General features: G+C 66.8%; 22 protein-coding genes. 19 read left to right on the forward strand and 3 right to left on the reverse strand.

Annotated elements, in window-relative coordinates; translation table 11 throughout:
* The first annotated feature begins 34 nt into the window (after positions 1 to 34).
* Both rnr and CY658_RS26425 read left to right on the forward strand, forming a co-directional pair.
* Positions 35 to 2,302: a ribonuclease R gene (gene rnr / locus CY658_RS26420; protein ID WP_374221135.1), complete on the forward strand. Its 2,268-nt coding sequence runs from the start codon at positions 35 to 37 to the stop codon at positions 2,300 to 2,302.
* Between the two features lie 63 nt (positions 2,303 to 2,365).
* Positions 2,366 to 3,130, forward strand: a complete 765-nt coding sequence (locus tag CY658_RS26425; protein ID WP_101493008.1) for an SDR family oxidoreductase — start codon at positions 2,366 to 2,368, stop codon at positions 3,128 to 3,130.
* 9 nt (positions 3,131 to 3,139) lie between these two features.
* Here the strand turns inward: CY658_RS26425 and CY658_RS26430 are convergent, their stop codons facing one another.
* A complete protein-coding gene (locus tag CY658_RS26430; protein ID WP_101493009.1) occupies positions 3,140 to 4,603 on the reverse strand; it encodes an NAD(P)H-hydrate dehydratase in 1,464 nt (487 codons plus the stop codon).
* Positions 4,604 to 4,646: 43 nt separating this feature from the next.
* Between CY658_RS26430 and CY658_RS26435 the strand changes: the two genes are divergently transcribed.
* Positions 4,647 to 5,066, forward strand: coding sequence for a hypothetical protein (locus CY658_RS26435; RefSeq protein WP_101493010.1), 420 nt, complete (start codon positions 4,647 to 4,649; stop codon positions 5,064 to 5,066).
* Here CY658_RS26435 and CY658_RS26440 read toward each other — a convergent pair.
* Positions 5,056 to 6,309, reverse strand: a complete 1,254-nt coding sequence (locus CY658_RS26440; protein WP_101493011.1) for a D-amino acid dehydrogenase — start codon at positions 6,307 to 6,309, stop codon at positions 5,056 to 5,058. The two genes, CY658_RS26435 and CY658_RS26440, sit on opposite strands and share 11 nt — an antisense overlap.
* A 57-nt stretch (positions 6,310 to 6,366) precedes the next feature.
* The gene (locus CY658_RS26445; protein ID WP_101493012.1) at positions 6,367 to 7,689 is read right to left on the reverse strand and encodes an amidase; all 1,323 of its coding nucleotides are present in this window, start codon (positions 7,687 to 7,689) and stop codon (positions 6,367 to 6,369) included.
* A gap of 205 nt (positions 7,690 to 7,894) precedes the next feature.
* Here CY658_RS26445 and rpsB point away from each other — a divergent pair, with 205 nt between their 5' ends.
* The 16 genes from rpsB to CY658_RS26525 all read left to right on the forward strand — a co-directional run bounded on the left by rpsB (position 7,895) and on the right by CY658_RS26525 (position 23,193).
* Positions 7,895 to 8,650 carry a 30S ribosomal protein S2 gene (gene rpsB / locus CY658_RS26450; RefSeq protein WP_101493013.1) on the forward strand — a complete coding sequence of 252 codons (756 nt, stop codon included), beginning with the start codon at positions 7,895 to 7,897 and terminating at the stop codon, positions 8,648 to 8,650.
* A gap of 81 nt (positions 8,651 to 8,731) precedes the next feature.
* The gene (tsf, locus tag CY658_RS26455; RefSeq protein ID WP_101493014.1) at positions 8,732 to 9,655 is read left to right on the forward strand and encodes a translation elongation factor Ts; all 924 of its coding nucleotides are present in this window, start codon (positions 8,732 to 8,734) and stop codon (positions 9,653 to 9,655) included.
* Between the two features lie 99 nt (positions 9,656 to 9,754).
* Entirely contained in the window at positions 9,755 to 10,477 is a 723-nt protein-coding gene (pyrH, locus tag CY658_RS26460) for a UMP kinase (protein WP_101493015.1), read from the forward strand.
* Between the two features lie 11 nt (positions 10,478 to 10,488).
* Complete coding sequence (gene frr / locus CY658_RS26465) at positions 10,489 to 11,049, forward strand: ribosome recycling factor (RefSeq protein ID WP_101493016.1); 561 nt, start codon at positions 10,489 to 10,491, stop codon at positions 11,047 to 11,049.
* 8 nt (positions 11,050 to 11,057) lie between these two features.
* A complete protein-coding gene (gene uppS, locus CY658_RS26470; RefSeq protein ID WP_101493017.1) occupies positions 11,058 to 11,783 on the forward strand; it encodes a polyprenyl diphosphate synthase in 726 nt (241 codons plus the stop codon).
* A gap of 25 nt (positions 11,784 to 11,808) precedes the next feature.
* The gene (locus CY658_RS26475) at positions 11,809 to 12,654 is read left to right on the forward strand and encodes a phosphatidate cytidylyltransferase (RefSeq protein ID WP_101493018.1); all 846 of its coding nucleotides are present in this window, start codon (positions 11,809 to 11,811) and stop codon (positions 12,652 to 12,654) included.
* The gene (ispC, locus tag CY658_RS26480) at positions 12,651 to 13,838 is read left to right on the forward strand and encodes a 1-deoxy-D-xylulose-5-phosphate reductoisomerase (protein WP_101493019.1); all 1,188 of its coding nucleotides are present in this window, start codon (positions 12,651 to 12,653) and stop codon (positions 13,836 to 13,838) included. Before CY658_RS26475 ends, ispC begins: the two co-directional genes overlap by 4 nt.
* A gap of 21 nt (positions 13,839 to 13,859) precedes the next feature.
* On the forward strand, positions 13,860 to 15,236 hold the full coding sequence (gene rseP, locus CY658_RS26485; protein WP_101493020.1) for an RIP metalloprotease RseP: 1,377 nt from the start codon (positions 13,860 to 13,862) through the stop codon (positions 15,234 to 15,236).
* A gap of 38 nt (positions 15,237 to 15,274) precedes the next feature.
* Positions 15,275 to 17,707 carry an outer membrane protein assembly factor BamA gene (bamA, locus tag CY658_RS26490; RefSeq protein ID WP_101493021.1) on the forward strand — a complete coding sequence of 811 codons (2,433 nt, stop codon included), beginning with the start codon at positions 15,275 to 15,277 and terminating at the stop codon, positions 17,705 to 17,707.
* On the forward strand, positions 17,708 to 18,253 hold the full coding sequence (locus CY658_RS26495; RefSeq protein WP_101493022.1) for an OmpH family outer membrane protein: 546 nt from the start codon (positions 17,708 to 17,710) through the stop codon (positions 18,251 to 18,253).
* Positions 18,254 to 18,267: 14 nt separating this feature from the next.
* Positions 18,268 to 19,245: a UDP-3-O-(3-hydroxymyristoyl)glucosamine N-acyltransferase gene (gene lpxD / locus CY658_RS26500; protein WP_101493023.1), complete on the forward strand. Its 978-nt coding sequence runs from the start codon at positions 18,268 to 18,270 to the stop codon at positions 19,243 to 19,245.
* Positions 19,246 to 19,268: 23 nt separating this feature from the next.
* Positions 19,269 to 19,724, forward strand: coding sequence for a 3-hydroxyacyl-ACP dehydratase FabZ (fabZ, locus tag CY658_RS26505; RefSeq protein ID WP_101493097.1), 456 nt, complete (start codon positions 19,269 to 19,271; stop codon positions 19,722 to 19,724).
* A 25-nt stretch (positions 19,725 to 19,749) separates the two neighbouring features.
* A complete protein-coding gene (lpxA, locus tag CY658_RS26510) occupies positions 19,750 to 20,538 on the forward strand; it encodes an acyl-ACP--UDP-N-acetylglucosamine O-acyltransferase (protein WP_101493024.1) in 789 nt (262 codons plus the stop codon).
* Between the two features lie 10 nt (positions 20,539 to 20,548).
* Positions 20,549 to 21,697, forward strand: coding sequence for a lipid-A-disaccharide synthase (gene lpxB / locus CY658_RS26515; protein ID WP_101493098.1), 1,149 nt, complete (start codon positions 20,549 to 20,551; stop codon positions 21,695 to 21,697).
* Positions 21,669 to 22,400, forward strand: coding sequence for a ribonuclease HII (gene rnhB, locus CY658_RS26520; RefSeq protein ID WP_257884999.1), 732 nt, complete (start codon positions 21,669 to 21,671; stop codon positions 22,398 to 22,400). The genes lpxB and rnhB overlap by 29 nt, the downstream gene beginning before the upstream one ends.
* A 7-nt stretch (positions 22,401 to 22,407) precedes the next feature.
* On the forward strand, positions 22,408 to 23,193 hold the full coding sequence (locus tag CY658_RS26525; protein WP_101493025.1) for a TrmH family RNA methyltransferase: 786 nt from the start codon (positions 22,408 to 22,410) through the stop codon (positions 23,191 to 23,193).
* Positions 23,194 to 23,292 lie beyond the last annotated feature (99 nt).

The following is a 23,292-nucleotide window of genomic DNA, read 5'->3' on the forward strand; positions in this document are numbered from 1 at the left end:
AGATCATATCAAAAATAATGTCACTTCCAGCAGCTTGTTGGACGAAATCGAAGGAACTGTTCAAGGACATCGCGACGGGCACGGCTTCGTGCAACGCGACGACGGCGAGGCCGATATTTACCTGCCGCCGAACGAAATGCGCGCGGTGCTTCACAAGGATCGCGTCAAGGCGCGCATCGTGCGACAGGACCGCCGCGGCCGCCCCGAAGGGCGCGTGGTCGAGATCGTCGAGCGGCCCGAGCAGCCGATCATCGGCCGCTTGCTGCACGAAGGCGGGATCTGGCTCGTTGCACCGGAAGACAAGCGCTACGGTCAGGACGTCCTGATCCCGAAGGGCGCCACCGGGCCCGCGAAGGTTGGCCAGGTCGTGGTCGTGCAGCTCACCGAGCCGCCGGCCTTGTTCGGCCAGCCCGTGGGCCGCGTGAGAGAAGTGCTGGGCGAGATCGACGATCCCGGCATGGAGATCGAGATCGCCGTGCGCAAGTACGGCGTGCCGCATGAGTTTTCCGCGGAGTGCCTGGCGCTGGCCAAGGCCCTGCCCGAGAAGGTGCGCCCCGCCGACAAGAAGGGCCGCATCGACCTCACCGACGTGCCGCTCGTCACCATCGACGGCGAAGATGCCCGCGATTTCGACGATGCTGTGTACTGCGAGCCCGCGAAGGTGGGCCGCGGCAAGGGCTGGCGACTGCTGGTTGCCATCGCCGACGTCAGTGCCTATGTGCAGACCGGCTCGGCCATCGACATCGATGCGTACGACCGCGCGACCAGCGTCTACTTCCCGCGTCGCGTGATTCCGATGCTGCCCGAGAAGCTGTCGAACGGCCTGTGCTCGCTCAACCCCGAAGTCGAGCGTCTGTGCATGGTGTGCGACATGCTGGTTGCGGCCGATGGCGAGATCTACGCCTACCAGTTCTATCCGGCCGTGATGTTCAGCCACGCGCGCTTCACGTACACCGAAGTCGCGGCCATCCTCGGCAACACGCGCGGCCCCGAAGCCGCCAAGCGCAAGGATCGCGTCAAGGACCTGCTGAATCTCGCCGACGTCTACAGGGCGCTGCTCAAGCAGCGCGGCAAGCGCGGCGCGGTCGACTTCGAAACCACCGAGACGCAGATCATCTGCGACGACGCCGGCCGCATCGAGAAGATCGTGCCGCGCACGCGCAACGAGGCGCACAAGATCATCGAAGAGGCGATGCTCGCCGCCAACGTTTGCAGCGCCGACTTCATCGCCGAAGGCAAGCACCCGGGCCTGTTCCGTGTGCACGAAGGTCCGACGCCGGAGAAGAAGGAAATCCTGCGCGGCTACCTGAAGGCCATGGGCGTGGGCTTGAGCATCACCGACGATCCGCGTCCCGGTGAGTTCCAGGCGATCGCCGAAGCCACCAAGGAACGTCCCGACTCGCAGCAGATCCACACGATGCTGCTGCGCTCGATGCAGCAGGCGATCTACACGCCGTTCAACAGCGGCCACTTCGGCCTGGCCTACGAGGCTTACACGCACTTCACGAGCCCGATCCGACGCTACCCCGACCTGCTGGTGCACCGCGTGATCAAGGCGATCCTCGGCAAGACGCGCTACCAGCTGCCGATGCTGCCGACGCCGGGCGAGGCGCACGCCAAGCTGGCCAAGCGCCTGGCTTCGCGCGTGAAGGCGCCCACAACCAAGCCGCAAAAAGCCACGATCGCACCGACCAAGGAAGTGCTGGCATGGGAAGCGGCGGGCCTGCATTGCAGCGCCAACGAGCGCCGCGCTGACGAGGCCAGCCGCGACGTCGAGGCTTGGCTCAAGTGCAAGTACATGCGCGAGCATCTCGGCGAAGAGTACGGCGGCGTGGTCTCCGCGGCCACCACCTTCGGCATCTTCGTCACGCTCGATGCGATGTACGTCGAGGGCCTGGTCCACATCACCGAGCTTGGCGGCGAATACTTCAAGTTCGACGAGATGCGCCAGGAGCTGCGCGGCGAGCGCACCGGCATCCGCTATGCCATCGGCACGCGGGTGCGGGTGCAGGTGAGCCGCGTCGACCTCGATGGTCGCAAGATCGACTTCCGCCTCGTGCGCGAAGGCGAAGACCTGACCTCGCGCGCCATGAAGGACAAAGGCAGCGCGCCGGTGAAGGCGTCGACCAAGCGAAGCGCCCGCCACAAGGCGGAGGCCGGTGGCGAGCCGCGTTCGGAGCACAGCAGTGGCGTTGCCGTGGCGGCCGTCGGCCCGCAGTCGGCCATGCAGGCCTTCAAGTCGGCGGTGAAGAAAGCCGCTAACAAGATGCAGGGCAAGGGGCGCAAGCCCCGCCGTGGATGAGATGCGCCGTGCACACTACGTGTTTGCCGTGTGTACGGACCAGTTGAATAGGAGACATGAAGCATGAGCGTGGAAAACAACAAGGGCCGCATCGCCATCGTCACGGGCGCCGGGTCGGGCATCGGCCGTGCGGCCGCGCTGGCCTTGCTGGCTGATGGCTGGAGCGTGGCCCTTGCGGGGCGCCGCCTTGAGCCGCTGGAGCAGGTGGCAGAAGAATCGGGCGCCGGTGCGCGCGCCTTCGCGGTGCCGACCGACGTTGCCAATGCCGACTCGGTGCAGGCGCTGTTCGGCGCCACGGTCGAGCGCTTCGGGCGCGTCGACCTGCTGTTCAACAACGCCGGCGTGGGCAACCCGCCGGGCCCGTTCGAGGACTGGACGCCTGAGCAATGGAAGGGCGTGGTCGACATCAACCTCACCGGCATGTTCTTCTGCATCCAGCAGGCCTTCCGCACGATGAAGGCGCAGACGCCGCGGGGCGGTCGCATCATCAACAACGGGTCGATCTCGGCGACCACGCCGCGGCCGAATTCCGCGGCCTACACCTCGACCAAGCACGCGGTCGAAGGCCTGACCAAGACCGCTTCGCTCGACGGACGCAAGTACGACATCGCGGTCGGACAGGTGGACGTGGGCAATGCCATGACCGAGCTGGCCGCGCGCATGGCCACTGGTGTGCCGCAGGCCAGCGGCGAGCTCGCGATCGAGCCGCTGATCGACGTCAAGATCGTCGGCCAGTCGGTGCTCTACATGGCGAACCTGCCGCTGGAAGCCAACGTGCTCTTCCACACCATCATGGCGACGAAGATGCCCTTCGTCGGGCGCGGCTGAGTCCTGCGCTCAGAGGGGCGCGCGGCGGGCCAGTGCGCCTGCCGTGAGCGGCGCCGCATCGGCCGGCCACGTGTCGGCGATGTGGCCGTGCTGCCAGACGGCTTCACATGCCGCTTCGAACGCGGGTCGGCGCATCGCAAGCGCCGCGCCGATCATGCCGGCGAGCACGTCGCCCGTGCCTGCGGTGGCAAGGCGGGCATTGCCGGTCGGGTTGATGATCGGCGGCTCGTCGCCCGCATCGGCAATCACCGTTCCTGAACCTTTGAGCACCGTCACCGCGCCGAAGCGCGACGCCAGCGCGCGGGCTGCAGCGAGGCGGTTCGCCTGCACGCCGCCCGTCGTGTCGCCGAGCAGGCGCGCGGCTTCCAATGGGTGCGGCGTGAGCACGGTGGGTGCGCCAGTCTGACCCCGCGCGACCAGTTGCGTTTGAAGTGACGGATCGGCGGCGATGGCGTTGAGCGCGTCGGCGTCGAGCACCAGCGCGACGGCTGTCGACAGCACGCGCGGCAGCAGTTCGCGCACGGCATCGCCGCCACCGCAGCCGCACACGACCGTCATGCCCGCGAGGTCCAGCACATGGGCGTCGCGCAGCATCAACTCGGGCTGTGAGGTGTCGACCGGTGCTGCGCGGGGATCGAGCAATCCGACGAACACGCGTCCCGCGCCCGCATGGAGGGCGGCCGCGCCGGCCAGCAGCGCGGCGCCGGCCATGCCTGAGGCGCCGCCGATCACTGCGACATCGCCGTTGCTGCCCTTGTGTGAGGCGTGGGTGCGCGGCCGGATATCGGGCGTGCCTGCAAGGCGGGCTGTCGGCTTCTCCTGGGCGAAAGCGCTGCAGCCCAGGTCATCGAACCACACCGTGTCGGCCGCATCGCGGCCCTGGGCGGTGAACAGGCCGGGCTTCAGCGTGAGGAATGTGAGGGTGGCGCGGACCGATCGCGATGCGTGATCGGTGCCGGAAGGCAACGTGCCGGTGTCTGCATCAAGGCCCGAAGGCACATCGAGACTGAGCACCGGCTGCGCGCCTGCATGCATCCGCGCAATCCATTCGGCCATCGTGCCGGAGGGCGGCCGGGTCGATCCGATGCCGAGCAGCGCATCCACCGCCAGTTCGAAGCTCGACGGTGGCTCCGAAGCGAAGGTGACGCCCGCATCGCGCGCACGTTGCAGCGATGCCTTGGCGTCCGGCGGCAGCCGACTTTCATCGCCTACGAAAGTGACGACCGGAAAGAAGCCCCGGTGCCGCAACTGCGCCGCAGCTTCAAAACCATCGCCGCCGTTGTTCCCGGGGCCGCACGCGATCCAGATCGTTCGCGCGTGCGGCGCGAGCGCCATCGCGAGCCGTGCCGCCGCGAGGCCCGCACGCTGCATCAGCGTGTGAGGGGGCAGGGCGGAGGCTGCTGCCTGCTCGATGCGGCGCGTGGCGGCGATGTCGAACAGATCGGCGGCGCTGGCGGACGTGATGCGATGCATCGATCCATTGTGCCGCCGACGCCGTGCCTCCTATCATCGACCGATGATGCTCAAGACCTTCGGCTGGCTGCTGGTACTGCTGCTGGCATGCCTTGCCGGCTTCATCGCCACGGCCGCGGCGATGATCGCTGGCGCGGCCTGGGCGCTCGGCCTGCTGATCGTGGTGTGGGGCCTGTTCCTGCTGGCCGAGGTGTTGCACCGGGTCCCGCTGCGCGACGTCGCCTGGGCCCTGGGCGTGGGCTATGGCATCGGCGTGATCCGATGGCTCGACGTGCCGGTCGAAGCGGGTTCCGGCATGCAGTGGCTGATGCTGGGAGTGGACCTGCTGGTGCTGGTGTTCTTCGGGTTGATTGCACCGGCGATCCTGGGGCTGGTTGCCCAACGGTGGGCGCCCCGGCCCGAGCTGCCGACGGAAAAGCCGGCAAGCCCGGAGCAACTGCGCCGCTGGGGCCCTAAAGACTGAGCCGTTCGATTCCCAGGCCTTCGAGGTCGATGCCCGGGTCTTGCCCTGCGATCAGGTCGCCGAGTACGCGTGCGCTGCCGCACGACAGCGCCCAGCCGCTCGAGCCGTGGCCCAGGTTGAGCCACACGCCGGGAATGCCGCTGGCGCCCAGCACCGGTGGGCCGTCGGGCAGCATCGGTCGGGCGCCTTTCCATTGCTGGATGCCCGATTGCAGCGTGGCCGCACCCGGAAACCAGTCGTGCAGCACCTTGTAGAGCGTCTGGATCGCGGCCGGGCTCATGGCGTCGGGCGAGCCGCCGATCTCGGCGCTGCCGGCCACGCGCACGCGCTGGCCCAGGCGGGAGATCGCGACCTTGTAGCGCTCGTCCATCACCGCGCTGCGCGGCGCGTTGAGCGGCTCGCGCACTGGGGCGCTGACCGAATGGCCGTAAACCGGCGCCAGCGGAATGCGCAGTCCCAGCGGACGCAGCAATGCGGCAGACGAGAGTCCGGCGCACACCACGATGGCGTCGAACTGCAGCGCGTCCGAGCCGCTGGCGAGCGTCAGCGAGGTGGGCACCGCGCGGCTCAGCGGTGCGATGTCGCAGTTGAAGTGGAACTGCGCGCCCAGCGCCTCGGCCTCCCACTTGAGCAGCAGCGCGAACTGGCGGCAGTTCGCGACTTCGTCTTCCGGCAGGTGGATGGCACCTTCCAGCGGCGTGTCAGGGTTGAGCGCGGGCTCGATCAGGCGGGCCTCGTCGGCGTCGACCTCGCGGAACACGCTGCCGGCCGAGCGCAGCACTTCCAGGCCGGGCTGAATCAGTTTTTTCTCGCGCTTGGAGCGCAGCAGTACCAGGTAGCCGTCACTGCGTTCGTAGCTCAGCTCGCGTGCTTCGGTCACCGCGTGCAGCCGGGTGCGGCTGTAGAAGGCCAGCCGTTGCATCCGGGCGCGGTTGGCCAGGTAGGTTTCGAGCTTGCAGGCCTTCTGCCAGCGCGACATCCAGCCGAGGTCGCGCGTGCTCAGCGGCCAGCGCAGCTTGATGGCGCCGTGCGAGGACAGCAGCGAGCGCAGCACCTTGCCGCGCATGCCCGGTGCGGCCCACGGTGTGACGTAGCCGGGGGCGACCACGCCGGCGTTGGCGAAACTGGCTTCTTCTGCGGCGGCGCCGCGGCGCTCGAACACGGTCACTTCATGGCCGTCGGAAACCAGTTCCCAGGCGGTGGTGACGCCGATGATGCCGGCGCCCACGATCGCGATTTTCATTGAAATGTTCTAGATAAAAGAGGCGGCTGACGCCCGTGAGGCGGGCGGTGACAGCTGTTATTTCTGTAGCGCGCGGTCGGCCTGGAGTGCCACGGCGAGCACGGCGTCGTCGTGCATTGCGGCATGCCACAGCATCAGGCCGACCGGCAGTTCGCCGGCGGCGTGGCAGGGCAGCGAGATGGCGCAGCCGTCGAGCATGTTGACGATCGACGGATTGCGCAGCAGCAGCGCGTTGACGCGGAAGAACTCGTCGTCGCGCTCGGCGCCCGGCGCCACGCTGGCGATGGACGGTGCCGTGATCGGCACGGTCGGCGACAGCACGGCGTCGAACGGCGCCAGCGCCTTTTCGACGCGGGTGATCCAGTCGCGGCGGGCGTGGACCAGGTCGATGTACTCGTGCGCCTTCATGCCGGCGCCGCGCAGGATGCGCTGCGCCACGCGCGGGTCGTAGCCGGCGCCGCTGCGCTCCAGCAGCAGCCGGTGCCAGGCGTACGACTCCGCCGCCGAGAAGCCGCCGGTGGCGTTGATGGTCTGCAGGTCGGCCAACTCGGGCAGCGCGATCTCCTGGATCTGAGCGCCCGTGGCGCGCAGGGTGGTCAAGGTGCGCTCGAAGGCTGTTGCCACGGCGGGCTCGACGTCGTCGAGGAAGACGTTCTTCACGACGGCCAGTCGGTAGGCCGACAGCGGCACCGAGCCGGGCGTGACCTGACGCGCCGCGAGGATTTCGTGCGCGGTGATGGCGTCGCGCACCGAGCGGGTCATGGCGCAGACGGTGTCGAGCGTGGTCGACAGCGGCAGGGCGCCGTCGGCCGGCGTGAGGCGGGCGGTGTTCTTGAAGCCGACGATGCCGTTCAGTGCGGCCGGAATGCGGATGGAGCCCCCGGTGTCGGAGCCCAGGCCGATGAAGGCCGCACCGCTCGCCACCGAGATCGCCGCGCCGGACGACGAGCCGCCCGGAATGCGCGGCGTGGCGGTGTCGCTCACGTTGGCCGGCGTGCCGTGGTGCGGATTGACGCCGACGCCGGAAAAGGCGAACTCCGTCATGTTGGTGCGCCCGGTCAGCACGCCGCCGGCGGCGCGCAGCCGCGCCACGGCGAGTGAGTCAGCCTGGGCGGCCGGTGCGTACGCGAGCACGGCCGAGCCGGCAGGCGTCGGCTGGCCGGCGACATCGAACAGGTCCTTGCTGGTGAAGGCGAGCCCGGCGAGGCGGCTTTCCGGCGCAGACGCAGCGGCCGCCGCGCGGGCTTCGTCGAATATCGTGCGGGTGAAAACGTGGGCGCAGGCCGGGGATTCGGAGAGGGCGATGGCGCGCTGCATTTCGGTGCGCGCATCGGAATCGCCAGCCAGAAGGGTGAGACGGGTGGCGTGAAGGTCGTTCATGGCTTCGAGGGTACCTTGGAACGGCTCGGTTCGAGGGAGGAGGGGGCCGCCGCCGTGCTATACTCTTTGGGTTTCGCTGGTTATGCGACAGTTTTGTCGCCGCCAGTCAAGCACATCCGCAAACCGGCCCAATCAAGGTGTTGCGACCCCGTCGAAGGGGCGCAAAACGGGCTGGATTTTAGACCCAACCTTTGGAGTAAATTCAATGTCGACCACCATGCGCGAAATGCTGGAAGCCGGTGTCCACTTCGGTCACCAAACCCGCTTCTGGAACCCCAAGATGGCTCCGTTCATCTTCGGTCACCGCAACAAGATTCACATCATCAACCTGGAAAAGTCGCTCCCGATGTTCCAGGATGCGATGAAGTACGCCAAGCAACTCACGGCCAACCGCGGCACGATCCTGATGGTCGGCACGAAGCGCCAGGCCCGTGAAATCGTGGCAGCAGAAGCTCGCCGCGCCGGCGTGCCTTTTGTCGACACCCGCTGGCTCGGCGGCTTGCTGACCAACTTCAAGACCGTCAAGACCTCGATCAAGCGTCTGAAGGACATGAAGGCCCAGCAAGAAGCCGGCCTCGACAGCCTGAGCAAGAAAGAACAGCTCACGTTCTCGCGCGAAATCGCGAAGCTCGAGAAGGACATCGGCGGCATCCAGGACATGGCTGCTTTGCCTGATGCCATCTTCGTGATCGACGTGGGCTTCCACAAGATCGCCGTGGCCGAAGCCAAGAAGCTCGGCATCCCGCTGATCGGCGTGGTTGACTCCAACCACTCGCCCGAAGGCATCGACTACGTGATCCCCGGCAACGACGACTCGTCGAAGGCCGTCATGCTGTATGCCCGCGGCATTGCCGACGCCATCATCGAAGGCCGCAACAGCGCCGGTGGTGACGTGGTCAAGGCTGTCGCCGAAGGCAGCAGCGACGAATTCGTCGAAGTCGAAGAAGGCGCTTCGGCCTGATAGGCGCGTTCGCGAGCCTGAAGAAGGGGCTTTGGTGCCCCTTTTTTTTAACCTGAATTTTGGATTTACGGAGATAGAACAATGGCTGCAATCACCGCAAGCATGGTCGGCGAACTGCGCGCAAAGACCGACGCGCCGATGATGGAATGCAAGAAGGCCCTGACCGAGGCCGACGGCAACATGGAAAAGGCCGAAGAGCTGCTGCGCATCAAGCTCGGCAACAAGGCTGGCAAGGCATCGGGCCGCATCACCGCCGAAGGCGTGGTCACGGCTTTCGTCGACGGCGCTGCCGGCGGCATGATCGAAATCAACTGCGAAACCGACTTCGTCACCAAGAACGACAGCTTCCTGGCCCTGGCCAATGCTGCCGCGATGCTGGTCGCCAAGAACAACCCCGCGGACATCGCTGCGCTGGGTGCGCTGCCCTACGAGCAAGACGGCTTCGGCCCCACGCTCGAAGACGTGCGCAAGGGCCTGATCGGCAAGATCGGCGAGAACATGAGCTTCCGCCGCTTCAAGCACTTTGCCGGCAACGGCAAGCTGGCGTCGTACCTGCACGGCACGCGCATCGGCGTGATGGTCGAATTCGAAGGTGACGACACCTCGGCCAAGGACGTCGCGATGCACATCGCCGCCATGAAGCCGGTCGCCGTCCAGGCATCGGACGTGCCCGCCGACCTGATCGAAAAAGAGCGCGCTGTGGCCGCCGGCAAGGCTGAAGAAGACCGCAAGGTTGCCGAAGCCGAAGGCAAGAAGCCCCAGCCGGCCGACATCGTTGCCAAGCGCATCGAAGGCGGCGTGCAGAAGTACCTCAAGGAAGTCTCGCTGCACAACCAGCCGTTCGTGAAGAACGACAAGCAGACCGTCGAGCAGATGCTCAAGGCCGCTGAAACCACGATCAAGGGCTTCACCCTGTACGTCGTCGGCGAAGGCATCGAGAAGAAGGTCGACGACTTCGCTGCAGAAGTCGCCGCCCAAGTCGCTGCTGCCAAGGCTGCCGCCTGATCCGGCTGGCCTTCAAGCGGCGGTGCGCGACAGCGTGCCGCCGCTTTTTCACCGCCACGTTTTACACTCGCCCCCGCCAACCCTCTAAGGAATATGCCCATGTCTGATGCCCGCCCAGCCCACAAGCGAATCTTGTTGAAGCTGTCGGGTGAGGCACTGATGGGCGACGACGCCTTCGGCATCAACCGCGCCACCATCGTTCGCATGGTCGAAGAGGTGGCCGAGGTCGTGCATATGGGCGTCCAGGTGGCGGTCGTGATCGGCGGTGGCAACATCTTCCGCGGTGTCGCGGGAGGCTCCGTCGGCATGGACCGCGCCACGGCCGACTACATGGGCATGCTGGCCACCGTCATGAATTCGCTGGCACTCGCCGACGCGATGGACAAGCAGGGTCTCGTGGCCCGCGTGATGTCCGCCATTGCCATCGAGCAGGTGGTCGAGCCCTACGTGCGCCCCAAGGCCTTGCAGTACCTCGAAGAGGGCAAGGTCGTGGTGTTCGCTGCCGGTACCGGCAACCCCTTCTTCACAACCGACACGGCCGCCGCGCTGCGCGGTGCCGAAATCGGCGCCGAGCTGGTGCTCAAGGCGACCAAGGTGGACGGCGTGTACACGGCCGATCCGAAAATCGACCCGCATGCAACCCGCTACGCTTCGTTGAGTTTCGACGAGGCGATTGCCAAGAACCTCGGCATCATGGACGCCACGGCCTTCGCGCTGTGCCGCGACCAGAAGTTGCCGATCAAGGTGTTCTCGATCCTCAAGAACGGCGCCCTCAAGCGCGTCGTGATGGGCGAGGACGAGGGCACGCTGGTGCATGCCTAGGAGTAAATGAGATGACCATTGCAGACATTCGCAGTGCGACCGACGCGAAGATGAACCAGTCGCTCGCCGCCTTCCAGAACAACCTCACCAAGATCCGTACGGGCCGTGCCAACTCGGCGCTGCTCGACTCGATCCATGTCGACTACTACGGTTCGCAGGTGCCGCTGAGCCAGGTGGCGAACGTGTCGGTGCTCGACTCGCGCACCATCAGCGTCCAGCCCTGGGAAAAGGGCATGGGCGCCAAGATCGAGAAGGCCATCCGCGAAAGCGACCTGGGCCTGAACCCGGCCTCGATGGGCGACCTGATCCGCGTGCCGCTGCCCGCGATGAGCGAAGAGCGTCGCAAGGAAATGACCAAGCTGGTCCGCAACGAAGGCGAGAGCGCCAAGATCGCCACGCGCAACCTGCGCCGTGACGCGAACGAAGCGGTCAAGAAGCTCGTGAAGGACAAGCTGGCCTCGGAAGACGACCAGAAGCGCGCCGAAGCCGACATCCAGAAGGTCACCGACAAGCACATCGCGGAAATCGACCGTCTGGTCACCGCGAAAGAAGCGGAGATCATGGCCGTTTGAGGCTCCGCATGGCCTCCTCGCCGCAGACGACGACCCCTCCGCACCACGTTGCCATCGTCATGGATGGCAACGGCCGGTGGGCCACCCGGCGCTTCCTGCCGCGCGTGGCGGGGCACAAGCAGGGCGTCGAGTCGCTGCGGCGCTGCGTCAAGGCTTGCGCCGACCGCGGCGTGGGCGTGCTCACCGTGTTCGCGTTCTCCTCGGAGAACTGGAACCGTCCGCCTGAAGAAGTTTCCGGCCTGATGCAACTGATGGTCGGGGCGCTGGCGCGCGAAGTGCCGCGCCTCAACGCCGACGGCGTGCGGTTGCATTTCGTGGGCGAGCGCGCTGGCCTGTCCGACAAGATGGTGGCTGGCCTGGTGTCGGCCGAGCAGACCACGGCCCACAACACGCGTCTGATTCTCAACATCTGCTTCAACTACGGCGGACGTTGGGACATCGCGCGCGCCGCGGCCAAGCTCGCCGAGCAGGGCCTGCCCATGACCGAGATGAACCTCGATCGCGCCATGGCGCTGGCCCACGTGCCCGACCCCGACCTGTTCATCCGCACGGGTGGCGAGCAGCGGCTGTCGAATTTCCTGCTTTGGCAGAGTGCCTACGCCGAGCTGTTCTTCAGCGACAAGCTGTGGCCTGAATTCGACGAGGCCGCGCTGGACGAGGCCATCGCCGCGTTCCAGGGGCGCGAGCGTCGCTTCGGCCAGACCTCGGCGCAGGTCTCGACTTCCGCGGCCTGACGACGGCCCGTCACCTCCCTTTCGCATGCTCAAACAACGCATCCTCACGGCGATCGTGCTGCTCGCGATCCTGCTGCCGGCGCTGTTCTACCGGAACTACCTGCCGTTCGCCTGCGTGATGCTGGTGCTGATCGGCGCCGCCGCATGGGAGTGGGGGCGCCTGAACGGCTACGGGCAGGGCATGTCGCTGTTCCTGGGCGCCGAAATGGTGGTGCTGTGCGGGTTGTCGTGGTGGCTGGGCCTGCTGGAGCAGCGCCTGTTCCTGATGTGGACCCTGGCCAGCGCGGCCTGGGTGCTCGGCGGCGCGGCGTTGCTGCGCGTCGCGGTGCCTGGCTGGCCGCGCATCCCGCGGGGACTGCGGCTGGTGGGTGGCCTGCTGGCGCTGTGGGTCGCATGGCTCGCGGCGGTGCAGGCGCGCATGGTCGGCATCAATTTCCTGCTCTCGATCCTGGTGCTGGTCTGGGTGGCGGACGTGTTCGCCTATTTCGCTGGCCGCGCCTTCGGCCTGAAATTCACGCGCGCCAAGCTGGCGCCCGCCATCAGTCCCGGCAAGAGCTGGGAAGGCGTCTGGGGCGGCATGGCCGGCGTCATCGTGCTGGCGTTCGCCTGGGTCTGGGCCGACAAGAGCCTGGGCGCCACGGTGCCCAGCCTCTACACCCGCCTGCATGAGCGTGGCTGGTGGCTGCTGCTGATCGGGGCAGTGTTCCTGGCGGCGATGAGCGTCGTCGGCGACCTTGTCGAATCGCTGATCAAGCGCAGCGCTGGCGCCAAGGACAGCAGCCGTCTGCTGCCCGGCCACGGCGGCGTGCTCGACCGCGTGGATGCCCTCTTGCCGGCACTTCCCATTGCCATGATGCTGGCTTTCCTGTGAACACTCCCAAACAACGTGTCACGGTGCTTGGCTCGACCGGTTCGGTCGGTGTCAGCACGCTCGACGTCATTGCGCGTCACCCCGAGCGTTTCGAGGTGTTCGCGCTCTCGGCTGCCACCAAGGTCGACGAACTGCTGGCCCAATGCGCCCGCTTCTCGCCGCGCTTCGCCGTCATGGCGAGTGCGCCGCATGCCGCGCTGCTGGCTGAAAAGCTCAAGCAAAACAACCTTGCGACCCGCGTCCTGATGGGCGACGACGCTCTCGAAAGAATAGCGTCGGACGACGAAGTCGATGCCGTGATGGCCGCCATCGTCGGTGCGGCCGGCCTGGCGCCGTGCTTGGCCGCCGCGCGCGCCGGCAAGCGCCTGCTGTTGGCGAACAAGGAGGCCCTGGTCGTCGGCGGCGAGCTGTTCATGCGCACGGTGCAGGAGGGCGGCGCCACGCTGCTGCCCATCGACAGCGAGCACTCGGCCATCTTCCAGTCGCTGCCCGAAGACCCGGCCACCTGGGCGCGGCGCATTGACAAGATCATCCTGACGGCGTCGGGCGGCCCGTTCCGCACCCGCGCGCCCGACACGCTGGGCGCTGTGACGCCCGAGCAGGCCTGCGCGCATCCCAACTGGGTCATGGGCCGCAAGATCTCGGTCGACTCGGCCACGATGATGAACAAGGCGCTCGAGGTGATCGAGGCGCGCCACCTGTTCGGCGTGACGCCGGAGCAGATCGAGGTCGTCATCCATCCGCAGAGCGTGGTCCATTCGATGGTTCAGTTCACCGACGCCTCGGTCATCGCCCAGCTCGGCACGCCCGACATGCGGGTGCCGATCGCGGTTGGCCTGGCTTGGCCGGAGCGCATCGAGAGCGGGGCGGCTCGGCTCGATTTCCGCCAGATGGGCTCGCTGACCTTTGATGCGCCTGATCCGGCGCTCTTCCCCGGCCTGGGGCTGGCGTGGCAGGCCCTTCGTGCTGCCTCGGGCACCACGGCGGTGCTGAATGCGGCCAACGAGGTGGCCGTGGCCGCCTTTCTCGACCGGCGCCTGCGTTTCGATCGCATTCATGCGGTCAATCTGGAAACTTTGGAGGCGGTCTTGCCCTCCAAGCCGGCATCGCTGGCCGACCTGCTGGCGCTCGACGCCAGCGCCCGCGAAGCGGCCAATGCCGCCGCGGCACGTTTCGCGGCCTGATTCCCTACAGCGCAGAGGACCCTGATGCTCACCGTCATAGCTTTTGTGGTCGCCCTCGGCGTCCTCATCGCGGTCCACGAATACGGCCACTACCGCGTCGCCGTGGCCTGCGGGGTCAAGGTGGAGCGCTTCTCGGTCGGCTTCGGCAAGGCCCTTCTGCGCTGGCAGCCCAAGCGCCAGCATCCGGGGCAGCAGACCGAGTTCGTGATCGGCGCTTTCCCGTTCGGCGGCTACGTCAAGATGCTCGACGAGCGCGAAGGCCCGGTTGCCCCCGAGGAGCGGCATCGCGCCTTCAACACCCAGCCGCTGCGTTCGCGCGCGGCCATCGTCGCTGCTGGCCCGATCGCCAACCTGCTGTTGGCGGTCGTGCTGTACACGGCGGTCAACTGGATCGGCGTCGACGAGCCTGTGGCCAAGCTGGGGCGACCGGTGGCGGCATCGCTGGCCGAAGCGGCGGGCCTGCGCGGCGGCGAGCACATCACCCGGGCCGGTTTCGACGGTGACCTGTCGCCGGTGCAGTCCTTCGAAGACCTGCGCTGGCGCATGACGCGCGGCGCGCTCGACGGTCGCGACCTCACGCTCGAAGTGGCGGGCGAGGGCGGTCGGCCCGGCCGTCAGCTGATTCTGCCCCTGAGCCGCATGGAGGCCAAGGACGCCGATCCGCAGATGTTCCGCAAGATCGGCGTGGTCGCACCGCTGACCCGCCCCGAGATCGGTGAGGTCATGGCGGGCAGCGCGGCTGAGCGTGCGGGCCTTCGCAACGGCGACGTGGTTCTGACCATTGGTGAGACCCCCATCTTCGACGGGCAGCAGCTGCGCGAGGTCATCCGTGCCTCGCTCGATGCCACCGGGCAGGCACGCACGCAGACCTGGCAGCTCCAGCGCGACGGCCAGCCGCTCTCGCTCGAGGTCAAGCCCGAAGTGCGCGAAGAGGGCGCCGCCAAGGTCGCGCGCATCGGCGCCTACGTGGGTGCGCCGCCCGAGATGGTCACGGTGCGCCAGGGCGTGGTCGACGGCTTCTGGCGTGGCGTGGTGCGCACATGGGAGGTGTCCGCACTCACGGTTCGCATGATGGGCAAGATGCTGATCGGCGAGGCGTCGATCAAGAACCTGAGCGGTCCCTTAACAATTGCTGATTACGCTGGCAAGTCCGCCAGCCTCGGTTTGACGCAGTACCTGGTCTTTCTCGCGCTCATCAGCGTGAGCCTCGGGGTGCTCAACCTGATGCCGCTCCCGGTCCTCGATGGGGGGCACCTGATGTATTATCTTTGGGAGGGCCTGACCGGGAAAAGCGTCTCCGACGCCTGGATGGAACGGCTGCAGCGTGGCGGTGTCGCCTTGTTGCTGGTGATGATGTCGGTCGCACTCTTCAACGACGTCACGCGGCTCTTTGGTTAACTTTCTGCCGGCCCTTTCCGTGCCGGCCCAATTCACAGATGAACACAAACTTCAGTCGCTTTCGCCTGCGTAGCGTTGCCGCGGTGGTGGCCAGCACGCTGGCGGCCACGGCCGCTTGGGCCGTCGAGCCTTTCACGGTGCGCGATATCCGCGTCGAAGGCTTGCAACGCGTCGAGGCCGGCACGATCTTCGGGTCGCTGCCCTTGCGTGTGGGCGACACCTACAGCGACGAACGCGGCTCGGCCGCGATCCGCGCGCTGTTCGACCTGGGGTTGTTCAAGGACGTCCGCATCGACGTCAACGGCAACGTGCTGGTGGTGATCGTCGAAGAGCGGCCCACCGTCGCCGACGTCGACTTCGTCGGCGCCAAGGAATTCGACAAGGCGGCGCTGCAGAAGGCGCTGCGTGAAATTGGTCTGGCCGACGGCCGCCCGTACGACAAGGCGCTGGCCGACCGTGCCGAGCAGGAGCTCAAGCGCCAGTACGTGAGCCGCAGCCTCTACAACGCGAGCGTCGTGACCACCGTCACGCCCATCGAGCGCAACCGTGTGAACCTCACGTTCACCGTGACCGAAGGCGAATCCGCCCGCATCCGCGAAGTGCATGTGGTCGGCAACAAGGCCTTCAGCGAATCGACGCTGCTGAGCCTGTTCGACCAGGACAGCGGCGGCTTCATGAGCTGGTACACCAAGTCGAACCAGTACTCGCGCGCCAAGCTCAACGCCGACCTCGAAACCCTGCGTTCGTACTACATCACGCGCGGCTACCTCGAGTTCCGCATCGATTCGACCCAGGTCGCCATTTCGCCGGACCGCAAGGACCTGAGCGTCACGGTCAACATCACCGAAGGCGAGAAGTTCGTGGTGGCGGGCATCAAGCTCGACGGCAACTACCTGGGCCGCGACGACGAGTTCAAGTCGCTCATCACCATCAAGCCCGGTGAGCCCTACAACGGCGAGCAGGTCACCGAGACCACCAAGGCTTTCAGCGACTACTTCGGCACTTTCGGCTACGCCTTCGCCCGCGTGCAGGCGCGTCCGGACATCGACCGCGTGAACAACCGCGTCACGCTGACGCTGCAGGCCGAGCCCGCACGCCGCGTCTACGTGCGTCGCGTGTCGGTCGGCGGCAACAACAAGACCCGCGACGAAGTGATCCGCCGCGAGTTCCGCCAGTTCGAAGCTTCCTGGTACGACGGCGACAAGATCAAGATCTCGCGCGACCGCGTGGACCGCCTGGGCTTCTTCACCGAAGTGAACGTCGAAACCCAGGAAGTGCCCGGCTCGCCCGACCAGGTTGATCTGACCGTCAACGTGGCCGAGAAGCCCACCGGCACGCTGCAACTCGGCGCCGGCTACTCGAGCGCTGAAAAGGTCGCGCTGACCTTTGGCATCTCGCAAGAGAACGTGTTCGGCTCGGGTAATTTCCTGGGCGTGCAGGTCAACACCAGCAAGTACAACCGCACGCTGTCGCTGACCACCACCGATCCGTACTTCACGAAGGACGGCATCTCGCGCACCATCAGCGTCTATCACACGACGACGCGTCCGTACTCCACCAATGAAGACGGCGACTACAAGCTGGTGAACCAGGGCGCATCGATCCGTTTCGGCGTGCCGTTCAGCGAACTCGACACCGTCTTCTTCGGCGTCGGCCTGGAGCGCTACGCGTTCGACCCGAACCGCTCGGCGCTTGCCGGCATCACCACGCCGCAGTCGTACCTCAACTACTTCGATTGCAAGCGGGACGCGTCCGGCTTTTTCGTCACGGGTTGCGACCAGAAGAGCGTCTGGGGCGTCCCGCTGACGGTGGGCTGGGGCCGTGACAGCCGCGACAGCGCGCTGGTCCCGACCACCGGCCGCCTGCAGCGTGCCAACCTCGAGCTGGGCGTGGGTGGGGACATGAAGTACCTCAAGACCAGCTACCAGTACCAGCAGTTCTTCGCGATCAATAAGCAGTACACCTTCGCCATCAACGGCGAAGTCGGCTATGCCAAGGCGTTTGGCGGCAAGACGTACCCGATCTTCAAGAACTTCTACGCCGGCGGCCTGGGTTCGATCCGCGGCTTCGAGCAGAACTCGCTGGGCCCGCGCGACCAGCCGCTGTTCGGCCAGACTGAAGGCGCCGCGCTGGGCGGCACCAAGAAGGCCATCTTCAACGCCGAGCTGAGCACGCCGTTCCCCGGCGCCGGCAACGACCGCACGCTGCGCCTGTACGGCTTCTTCGACGTCGGCAACGTGTTCGGTTCCCGCGCGCCCAACGTGACGGACGAGCAGTGGAAAGCCCAGAAGAAGCTGCGCGCCTCGGTCGGCCTCGGCATCAGCTGGATCTCGCCGCTGGGCCCGCTGCGCCTGGCATACGCCTTCCCCGTCAAGTCCCAGAAGGAAGTGACAGACCCGAGCACCGGGTTCGTCGTGATCCCGAAGGATAGAATTCAGCGCCTCCAATTCCAGATCGGAACGTCTTTCTAAATGAAGCAATTGATTCGTGCCGCAGCCGGCGCGTTCCTGATTCCCGCTTTTGCCCTGGTGGCTGCGCCCGCGCAGGCCCAGGAGAGCTTTCGCATCGGTTTCGTGAACCCCGACCGCGTGCTGCGTGAAGCGCAGCCGGCCAAGGCCGCGCAAGCCAAGCTCGAGGCCGAGTTCCTCAAGCGCGAAAAGGACCTGACCGGGCAGGGCGAAGCGCTCAAGACGGCCTCGGAGAAGTTCGAGCGCGAGGCACCGACCCTGTCCGAAAGCCAGCGCGTCTCGCGCCAGCGCTCGCTGGTCGACCAGGACCGTGACTTCCAGCGCAAGCGCCGCGAGTTCCAGGAAGACCTGAACGCGCGCAAGAACGAAGAGCTCCAGCAGGTCTATGAGCGCGCCAACCGCGTGGTCAAGCAGGTCGCCGAAACCGAGAAGTACGACGCCATCCTCCAGGAAGCGATCTACATCAACCCGAAGCACGACATCACCGACAAGGTGATCAAGGCGCTGAACGCGTCGGTCGGCTCCTCTGCGCCTGCGGCCGGCAAGTAACGCCGCGAACCGGCGTGTCGCTGCAGCTCGGAGCCATCGTTGACGCCCTCGGGGGCGAGCTTCATGGAGATGGCACGCTGTCCATCGAGCGGCTCGCGCCGCTTCAGAATGCACAGCCCGATGCGCTCAGTTTCCTGAGCCATCCCAAATACCAGCAGGAACTGGCCGCCTCCAAGGCGGCCTGTGTGATTGTGTCGCCCGCCATGCGCGAGGCGGCCGCGGCGCGTGGCGCCTACATCGTCACGCCCGACCCGTACTACTACTTTGCGCGTCTGACGCAACTCTGGAAAGCGCACCACGCGCGCCCGGACGCCGACCGCATTCATCCGTCCGCCGTGATCCACGCCGAAGCCCAGGTCGACGCTACCGCGCGCATCGGCGCGTTGTGCGTGGTGGAACGGGGTGCGCGCATCGGTGCGGGCACGGTGCTGAAGTCGCGCGTCACAGTCAGCGAAGACTGCAGCATCGGCGAGCGCTGCCTGTTGCACCCCGGCGTGGTGATCGGGGCCGACGGCTTCGGCCTCGCGCCACACCAGGGCGCCTGGGTCAAGATCGAGCAGCTGGGTGCGGTGCGCATCGGCAACGACGTCGAGATCGGCGCCAACACCTGCATCGACCGCGGCGCGCTCGACGACACCGTCATCGAAGACGGCGTGAAGCTCGACAACCTGATTCAGATCGGCCACAACGTGCGCGTCGGCAAGCACACCGCCATGGCGGGTTGCGTCGGCGTGGCCGGCAGCGCGACCATCGGTGCGAATTGCACCTTCGGCGGCGGCGCCATCGTGCTGGGTCACCTCACGGTGGCCGACGGCGTGCACGTGTCGGCTGCGACCGTGGTGACGCGCTCCATCCGCAAGCCCGGCCAGTACACCGGCATGTTTCCGATCGATGACAATGCAAACTGGGAAAAGAATGCGGCAACGCTCAAGCAGTTGCACGGCCTGCGCGAACGACTGAAGGCGCTGGAAAAAGCCCCCTCGAAACAATGACGACGATGCAGGAAAAGAACACCATGACGGACACGACGCTCGATATCCACCAAATTCTCAAGTTGCTGCCGCATCGCTACCCGTTTCTGCTGGTGGACCGGGTGCTGAGCATGGAAAAGGGCAAGCGCATCACGGCGCTCAAGAACGTGACGATGAACGAACCGTTCTTCAACGGCCACTTCCCGCATCGCCCCGTGATGCCAGGCGTGCTGATGCTCGAAGCCATGGCGCAGGCTGCGGCGCTGCTGTCGTTCCGCTCGATGGACATCGTGCCCGACGACAACACGGTCTACTACTTTGCGGCCATCGACGGCGCGCGCTTCAAGCGCCCCGTGGAGCCGGGCGACCAGCTCACGCTGGAGGTCGAGATCGAGCGCATGAAGGCCGGCATCTCGAAGTTCAAGGGCCGTGCGCTCGTGGGCAGCGAGTTGGCGTGCGAAGCCTCGCTGATGTGCGCCATGCGCCAGATCAACAGCTGATCCGGCGCATCGTCTCCTGCAAGGCATGACCCAGGTTCATTCGACAGCGATCGTCGACCCGAAGGCCCAGCTCGACGCCTCGGTGTCGGTCGGCCCCTACACCGTGATCGGCCCGCACGTGCGGATCGGCGCGGGCACCACCATCGGTCCGCACTGCGTGATCGAGGGGCGCACCACCATCGGTCGCGACAACAGGATCTTCCAGTTCTCGTCGCTCGGTGCGATCCCCCAGGACAAGAAGTACGCGGGCGAGCCGACCGAGCTCACCATCGGTGACCGCAACGTGATCCGCGAGTTCTGCACCTTCAACCTCGGCGTGCCCGGGGCGGGGGGGGTGACCAGCGTGGGCAACGACAACTGGATCATGGCGTACACGCACATTGCGCACGATTGCCATGTCGACAACCACACCACGTTGGCCAACCAGACGACGCTGGCCGGCCATGTGCACCTGGCCGACTGGGTCACCATTGGCGGCCTGACCGGCATCCACCAGTTCGTGTCGATCGGCGCGCACGCCATGGTCGGCTTTGCCAGCGCGGTCTCGCAGGACGTGCCGCCGTTCATGCTGGTCGACGGCAATCCGTTGGCGGTTCGCGGCTTCAACGTCGTGGGCCTGCGCCGGCGCGATTTCTCGGCGCAGCGGCTCGCGGCGGTCAAGCAGATGCACCGCCTGCTGTACCGCCAGGGCAAGACGCTCGAAGAGGCACGCGCCGGCATGGCCGCGCTCGCAGTGGAAATGCCCGAGGCCGCCGGCGATGTTGCGCTGATGGAGGCCTTTCTCGCCCATTCAACGCGCGGCATCGCGCGCTGACATGGGCGCGATGAGCACGAACGAACAGCGCCGCTTCGCGCTGGTCGCGGGCGAAGCGTCCGGCGATCTGCTCGCGGGCCTGCTGCTTGACGGCCTTGAAGCCCGCTGGCCTGCGCTGCAGACCGCCGGCATCGGTGGTCCGCGCATGTTGGCGCACGGTTTCCAGAGCTGGTGGCCGCAGGAAAAACTCGCGGTGCGCGGCTACATCGAGGTCTTGCGGCACTACGCCGAAATCGCCGGCATCCGTCGTCAGCTCAAGGCCCGGCTGCTGCGCGAGCGCCCCGAGCTGTTCATCGGCGTGGATGCGCCCGATTTCAACCTCGACCTCGAAGCCGGCCTGCGCCGCGAGGGCATCAAGACCGTTCATTTCGTCTGCCCCTCGATCTGGGCCTGGCGCGCCGACCGCATCGACAAGATCCGCGCTGCTGCGGACCACGTGCTGTGCATCTTCCCGTTCGAGCCCGAGCTGCTCGAAAAGCAGGGCGTCGCCGCAAGCTACGTCGGCCACCCGGTTGCCAACGTGATCCCGATGACGCCCGACCGCGCCGCCGCCCGCGCCGCGCTGGGGCTGGACCCCGAGGCGCAGGTTGTTGCGCTGCTGCCCGGCAGCCGCCGCTCCGAAATCCGCTACCTCGCGGCCCGTTTCTTCGCCGCTGCGGCGTTGATGCTGAAGGCCAAGCCAAAGCTGCAGCTCATCGCGCCGATCCTGCCGGGGCTGCGCGCCGAGGTCGAAGGTCTGCTGCAGGCTGCCGGCATGGCAGGGCGGGTGGCGCTGCTCCACGGGCAGTCGCATGCTGCGCTCGCCGCCTGCGATGTCACGCTGATCGCCAGCGGCACGGCCACGCTCGAGGCCGCGCTGTTCAAGCGGCCGATGGTCATTGCCTACAACATGAATGGCCTCTCGTGGCGTCTGATGCAGCGCAAGCAGCTGCAGCCCTGGGTCGGACTGCCGAACATCCTGTGCCGCGAGTTCGTGGTGCCCGAGCTGCTGCAGGAAGCCGCTTCGCCCGAGGCACTGGCAAACGCCACGCTCGAATGGCTGGACGCGCCCGCGAAGACGCAGGCGCTGCAACAAAGATTTTCAGCGCTGCATGTGCAATTGCAGCGCGACACGCCCACACTCTGCGCCGATGCGATCCAGAAAGTTCTTGAAGGCTGAACAGGTCCCGCTCGTGTGGGACGCGCCGGGCCTGATGGCGGGCGTCGACGAAGCCGGACGCGGGCCCCTGGCCGGCCCGGTCGTGGCTGCGGCCGTGATCCTGGACGACCTGCGGCCGATTCGCGGCCTGGCCGACTCCAAGACGCTCACGGCGCTGCAGCGCGAACGCCTGCACGACCAGATTCTTGCCAAGGCGCTGTGCTGCTCCATTGCTCAGGCCTCGGTCGAGGAGATCGACAGCCTCAACATCCTGCAGGCCACGATGCTCGCGATGCGTCGCGCGGTCGAGGGTCTGCGGCTCAAGCCCGTCAAGGTGCTGGTGGACGGCAACCGGCTGCCCCGGCTCGACGTACTGGCCGAGGCCATCGTCAAGGGCGATGCGCGGGTCAAGGCGATCTCGGCCGCTTCCATCCTGGCCAAGGTGCACCGCGACCGGCTCTGCACGCAGTTGCACGACGAATTTCCGCACTACGGCTTTGCCGGCCACAAGGGCTACGGCACGCGCGAGCACCTTGAGGCGCTTCAGCATCACGGCGCCTGCGTGCACCACCGCCGCTCCTTCAGCCCAGTGGCAGCGGCGCTGGCGCGCACGGCCGCCGCGACTTCGGGCACCGCCGTCGTGACCGGCGAGGTGCCAGCGGCCCTTGTGATCGGTGCCGCCGAAAACCACGGCGCACGCCTCGGTCCGCGCGCCGCCCCCTGAGCCTGCCATGACCACCGACACCGGCCCGAGCCACATCAGCTCGCGCGACAACCCTTTGCTCAAGGACCTGCGCAAGCTTGCACAGGACCCGGGCGCCTATCGCAAGCTGGGCCGGCTCTGGCTGGAGGGCGATCACCTGTGCCGTGCGGCGCTGGCCCGTGGCGTGAAGCCGGCCGTGGCCGTGTTTTCAGAGGCGTTCTGGCCTTCGGCGCCCGCTGAATGGGTACAAAGTGCTCTTAAAACGGTAGTCGTCGCTGACGACCTGTTGCGCGCGGCCAGCGGCCTGGAGTCGCCTGCGCCGATGGGGTTCGTCCTCGACCTGCCCGCGCGGCCCGAAATCCTGCCTGACGCCCCGACTGTGGTGCTCGACCGCCTGCAGGACGCTGGCAATGCCGGTTCCATCTTGCGCAGCGCGGCGGCTTTCGGCTTCACCCAGGTGATCGCGCTCAAGGGCACGGCGGCGCTGTGGGCGCCGAAGGTGCTGCGTGCCGGCATGGGGGCTCACTTCGGCCTTAGGTTGGTCGAAGGCGTGGACATCGACGCGCTCGACGTACTCCGGGTGCCGCTGGTGGCCACCAGTTCGCACCGCGGCGACTGGCTGCACAAGGCCGAATTGCCGCACCCCTGCGCCTGGCTGATGGGCCATGAAGGGCAGGGCGTTTCGGCCGCGCTGGAGGCCCGGGCCAGCCACCACATCCGCATCGCGCAGCCGGGCGGTGAAGAGTCGCTCAACGTGGCGGCCGCCGCCGCCATCTGCCTGCACGCAAGCGGAGCGGCCCTACAGGCCAAATAACACACCCAGTCCGAGCTACAATCGGGGGCTTACTCGCAAATCAGCGTCGCCCGGCCGCCTTCAACGCCAAAATCCCCTTAAGCAACAGTCCGCAGGCAA

The organism is Variovorax sp. RO1 (genome assembly GCF_002849325.1).
Classification (GTDB): domain Bacteria; phylum Pseudomonadota; class Gammaproteobacteria; order Burkholderiales; family Burkholderiaceae_C; genus Variovorax.

Excerpts from the sequence above, each read along its gene's own strand:
- CY658_RS26425 (WP_101493008.1), top strand. The coding sequence starts at position 2,366 with ATGAGCGTGGAAAACAACAAGGGCCGCATCGCCATCGTCACGGGCGCC.
- CY658_RS26430 (WP_101493009.1), bottom strand. The coding sequence starts at position 4,603 with ATGCATCGCATCACGTCCGCCAGCGCCGCCGATCTGTTCGACATCGCC.
- CY658_RS26435 (WP_101493010.1), top strand. The coding sequence starts at position 4,647 with ATGATGCTCAAGACCTTCGGCTGGCTGCTGGTACTGCTGCTGGCATGC.
- CY658_RS26440 (WP_101493011.1), bottom strand. The coding sequence starts at position 6,309 with ATGAAAATCGCGATCGTGGGCGCCGGCATCATCGGCGTCACCACCGCC.
- CY658_RS26445 (WP_101493012.1), bottom strand. The coding sequence starts at position 7,689 with ATGAACGACCTTCACGCCACCCGTCTCACCCTTCTGGCTGGCGATTCC.
- rpsB (WP_101493013.1), top strand. The coding sequence starts at position 7,895 with ATGTCGACCACCATGCGCGAAATGCTGGAAGCCGGTGTCCACTTCGGT.
- tsf (WP_101493014.1), top strand. The coding sequence starts at position 8,732 with ATGGCTGCAATCACCGCAAGCATGGTCGGCGAACTGCGCGCAAAGACC.
- pyrH (WP_101493015.1), top strand. The coding sequence starts at position 9,755 with ATGTCTGATGCCCGCCCAGCCCACAAGCGAATCTTGTTGAAGCTGTCG.
- frr (WP_101493016.1), top strand. The coding sequence starts at position 10,489 with ATGACCATTGCAGACATTCGCAGTGCGACCGACGCGAAGATGAACCAG.
- uppS (WP_101493017.1), top strand. The coding sequence starts at position 11,058 with ATGGCCTCCTCGCCGCAGACGACGACCCCTCCGCACCACGTTGCCATC.
- CY658_RS26475 (WP_101493018.1), top strand. The coding sequence starts at position 11,809 with ATGCTCAAACAACGCATCCTCACGGCGATCGTGCTGCTCGCGATCCTG.
- bamA (WP_101493021.1), top strand. The coding sequence starts at position 15,275 with ATGAACACAAACTTCAGTCGCTTTCGCCTGCGTAGCGTTGCCGCGGTG.
- CY658_RS26495 (WP_101493022.1), top strand. The coding sequence starts at position 17,708 with ATGAAGCAATTGATTCGTGCCGCAGCCGGCGCGTTCCTGATTCCCGCT.
- fabZ (WP_101493097.1), top strand. The coding sequence starts at position 19,269 with ATGACGGACACGACGCTCGATATCCACCAAATTCTCAAGTTGCTGCCG.
- lpxA (WP_101493024.1), top strand. The coding sequence starts at position 19,750 with ATGACCCAGGTTCATTCGACAGCGATCGTCGACCCGAAGGCCCAGCTC.
- lpxB (WP_101493098.1), top strand. The coding sequence starts at position 20,549 with ATGAGCACGAACGAACAGCGCCGCTTCGCGCTGGTCGCGGGCGAAGCG.
- rnhB (WP_257884999.1), top strand. The coding sequence starts at position 21,669 with ATGCGATCCAGAAAGTTCTTGAAGGCTGAACAGGTCCCGCTCGTGTGG.
- CY658_RS26525 (WP_101493025.1), top strand. The coding sequence starts at position 22,408 with ATGACCACCGACACCGGCCCGAGCCACATCAGCTCGCGCGACAACCCT.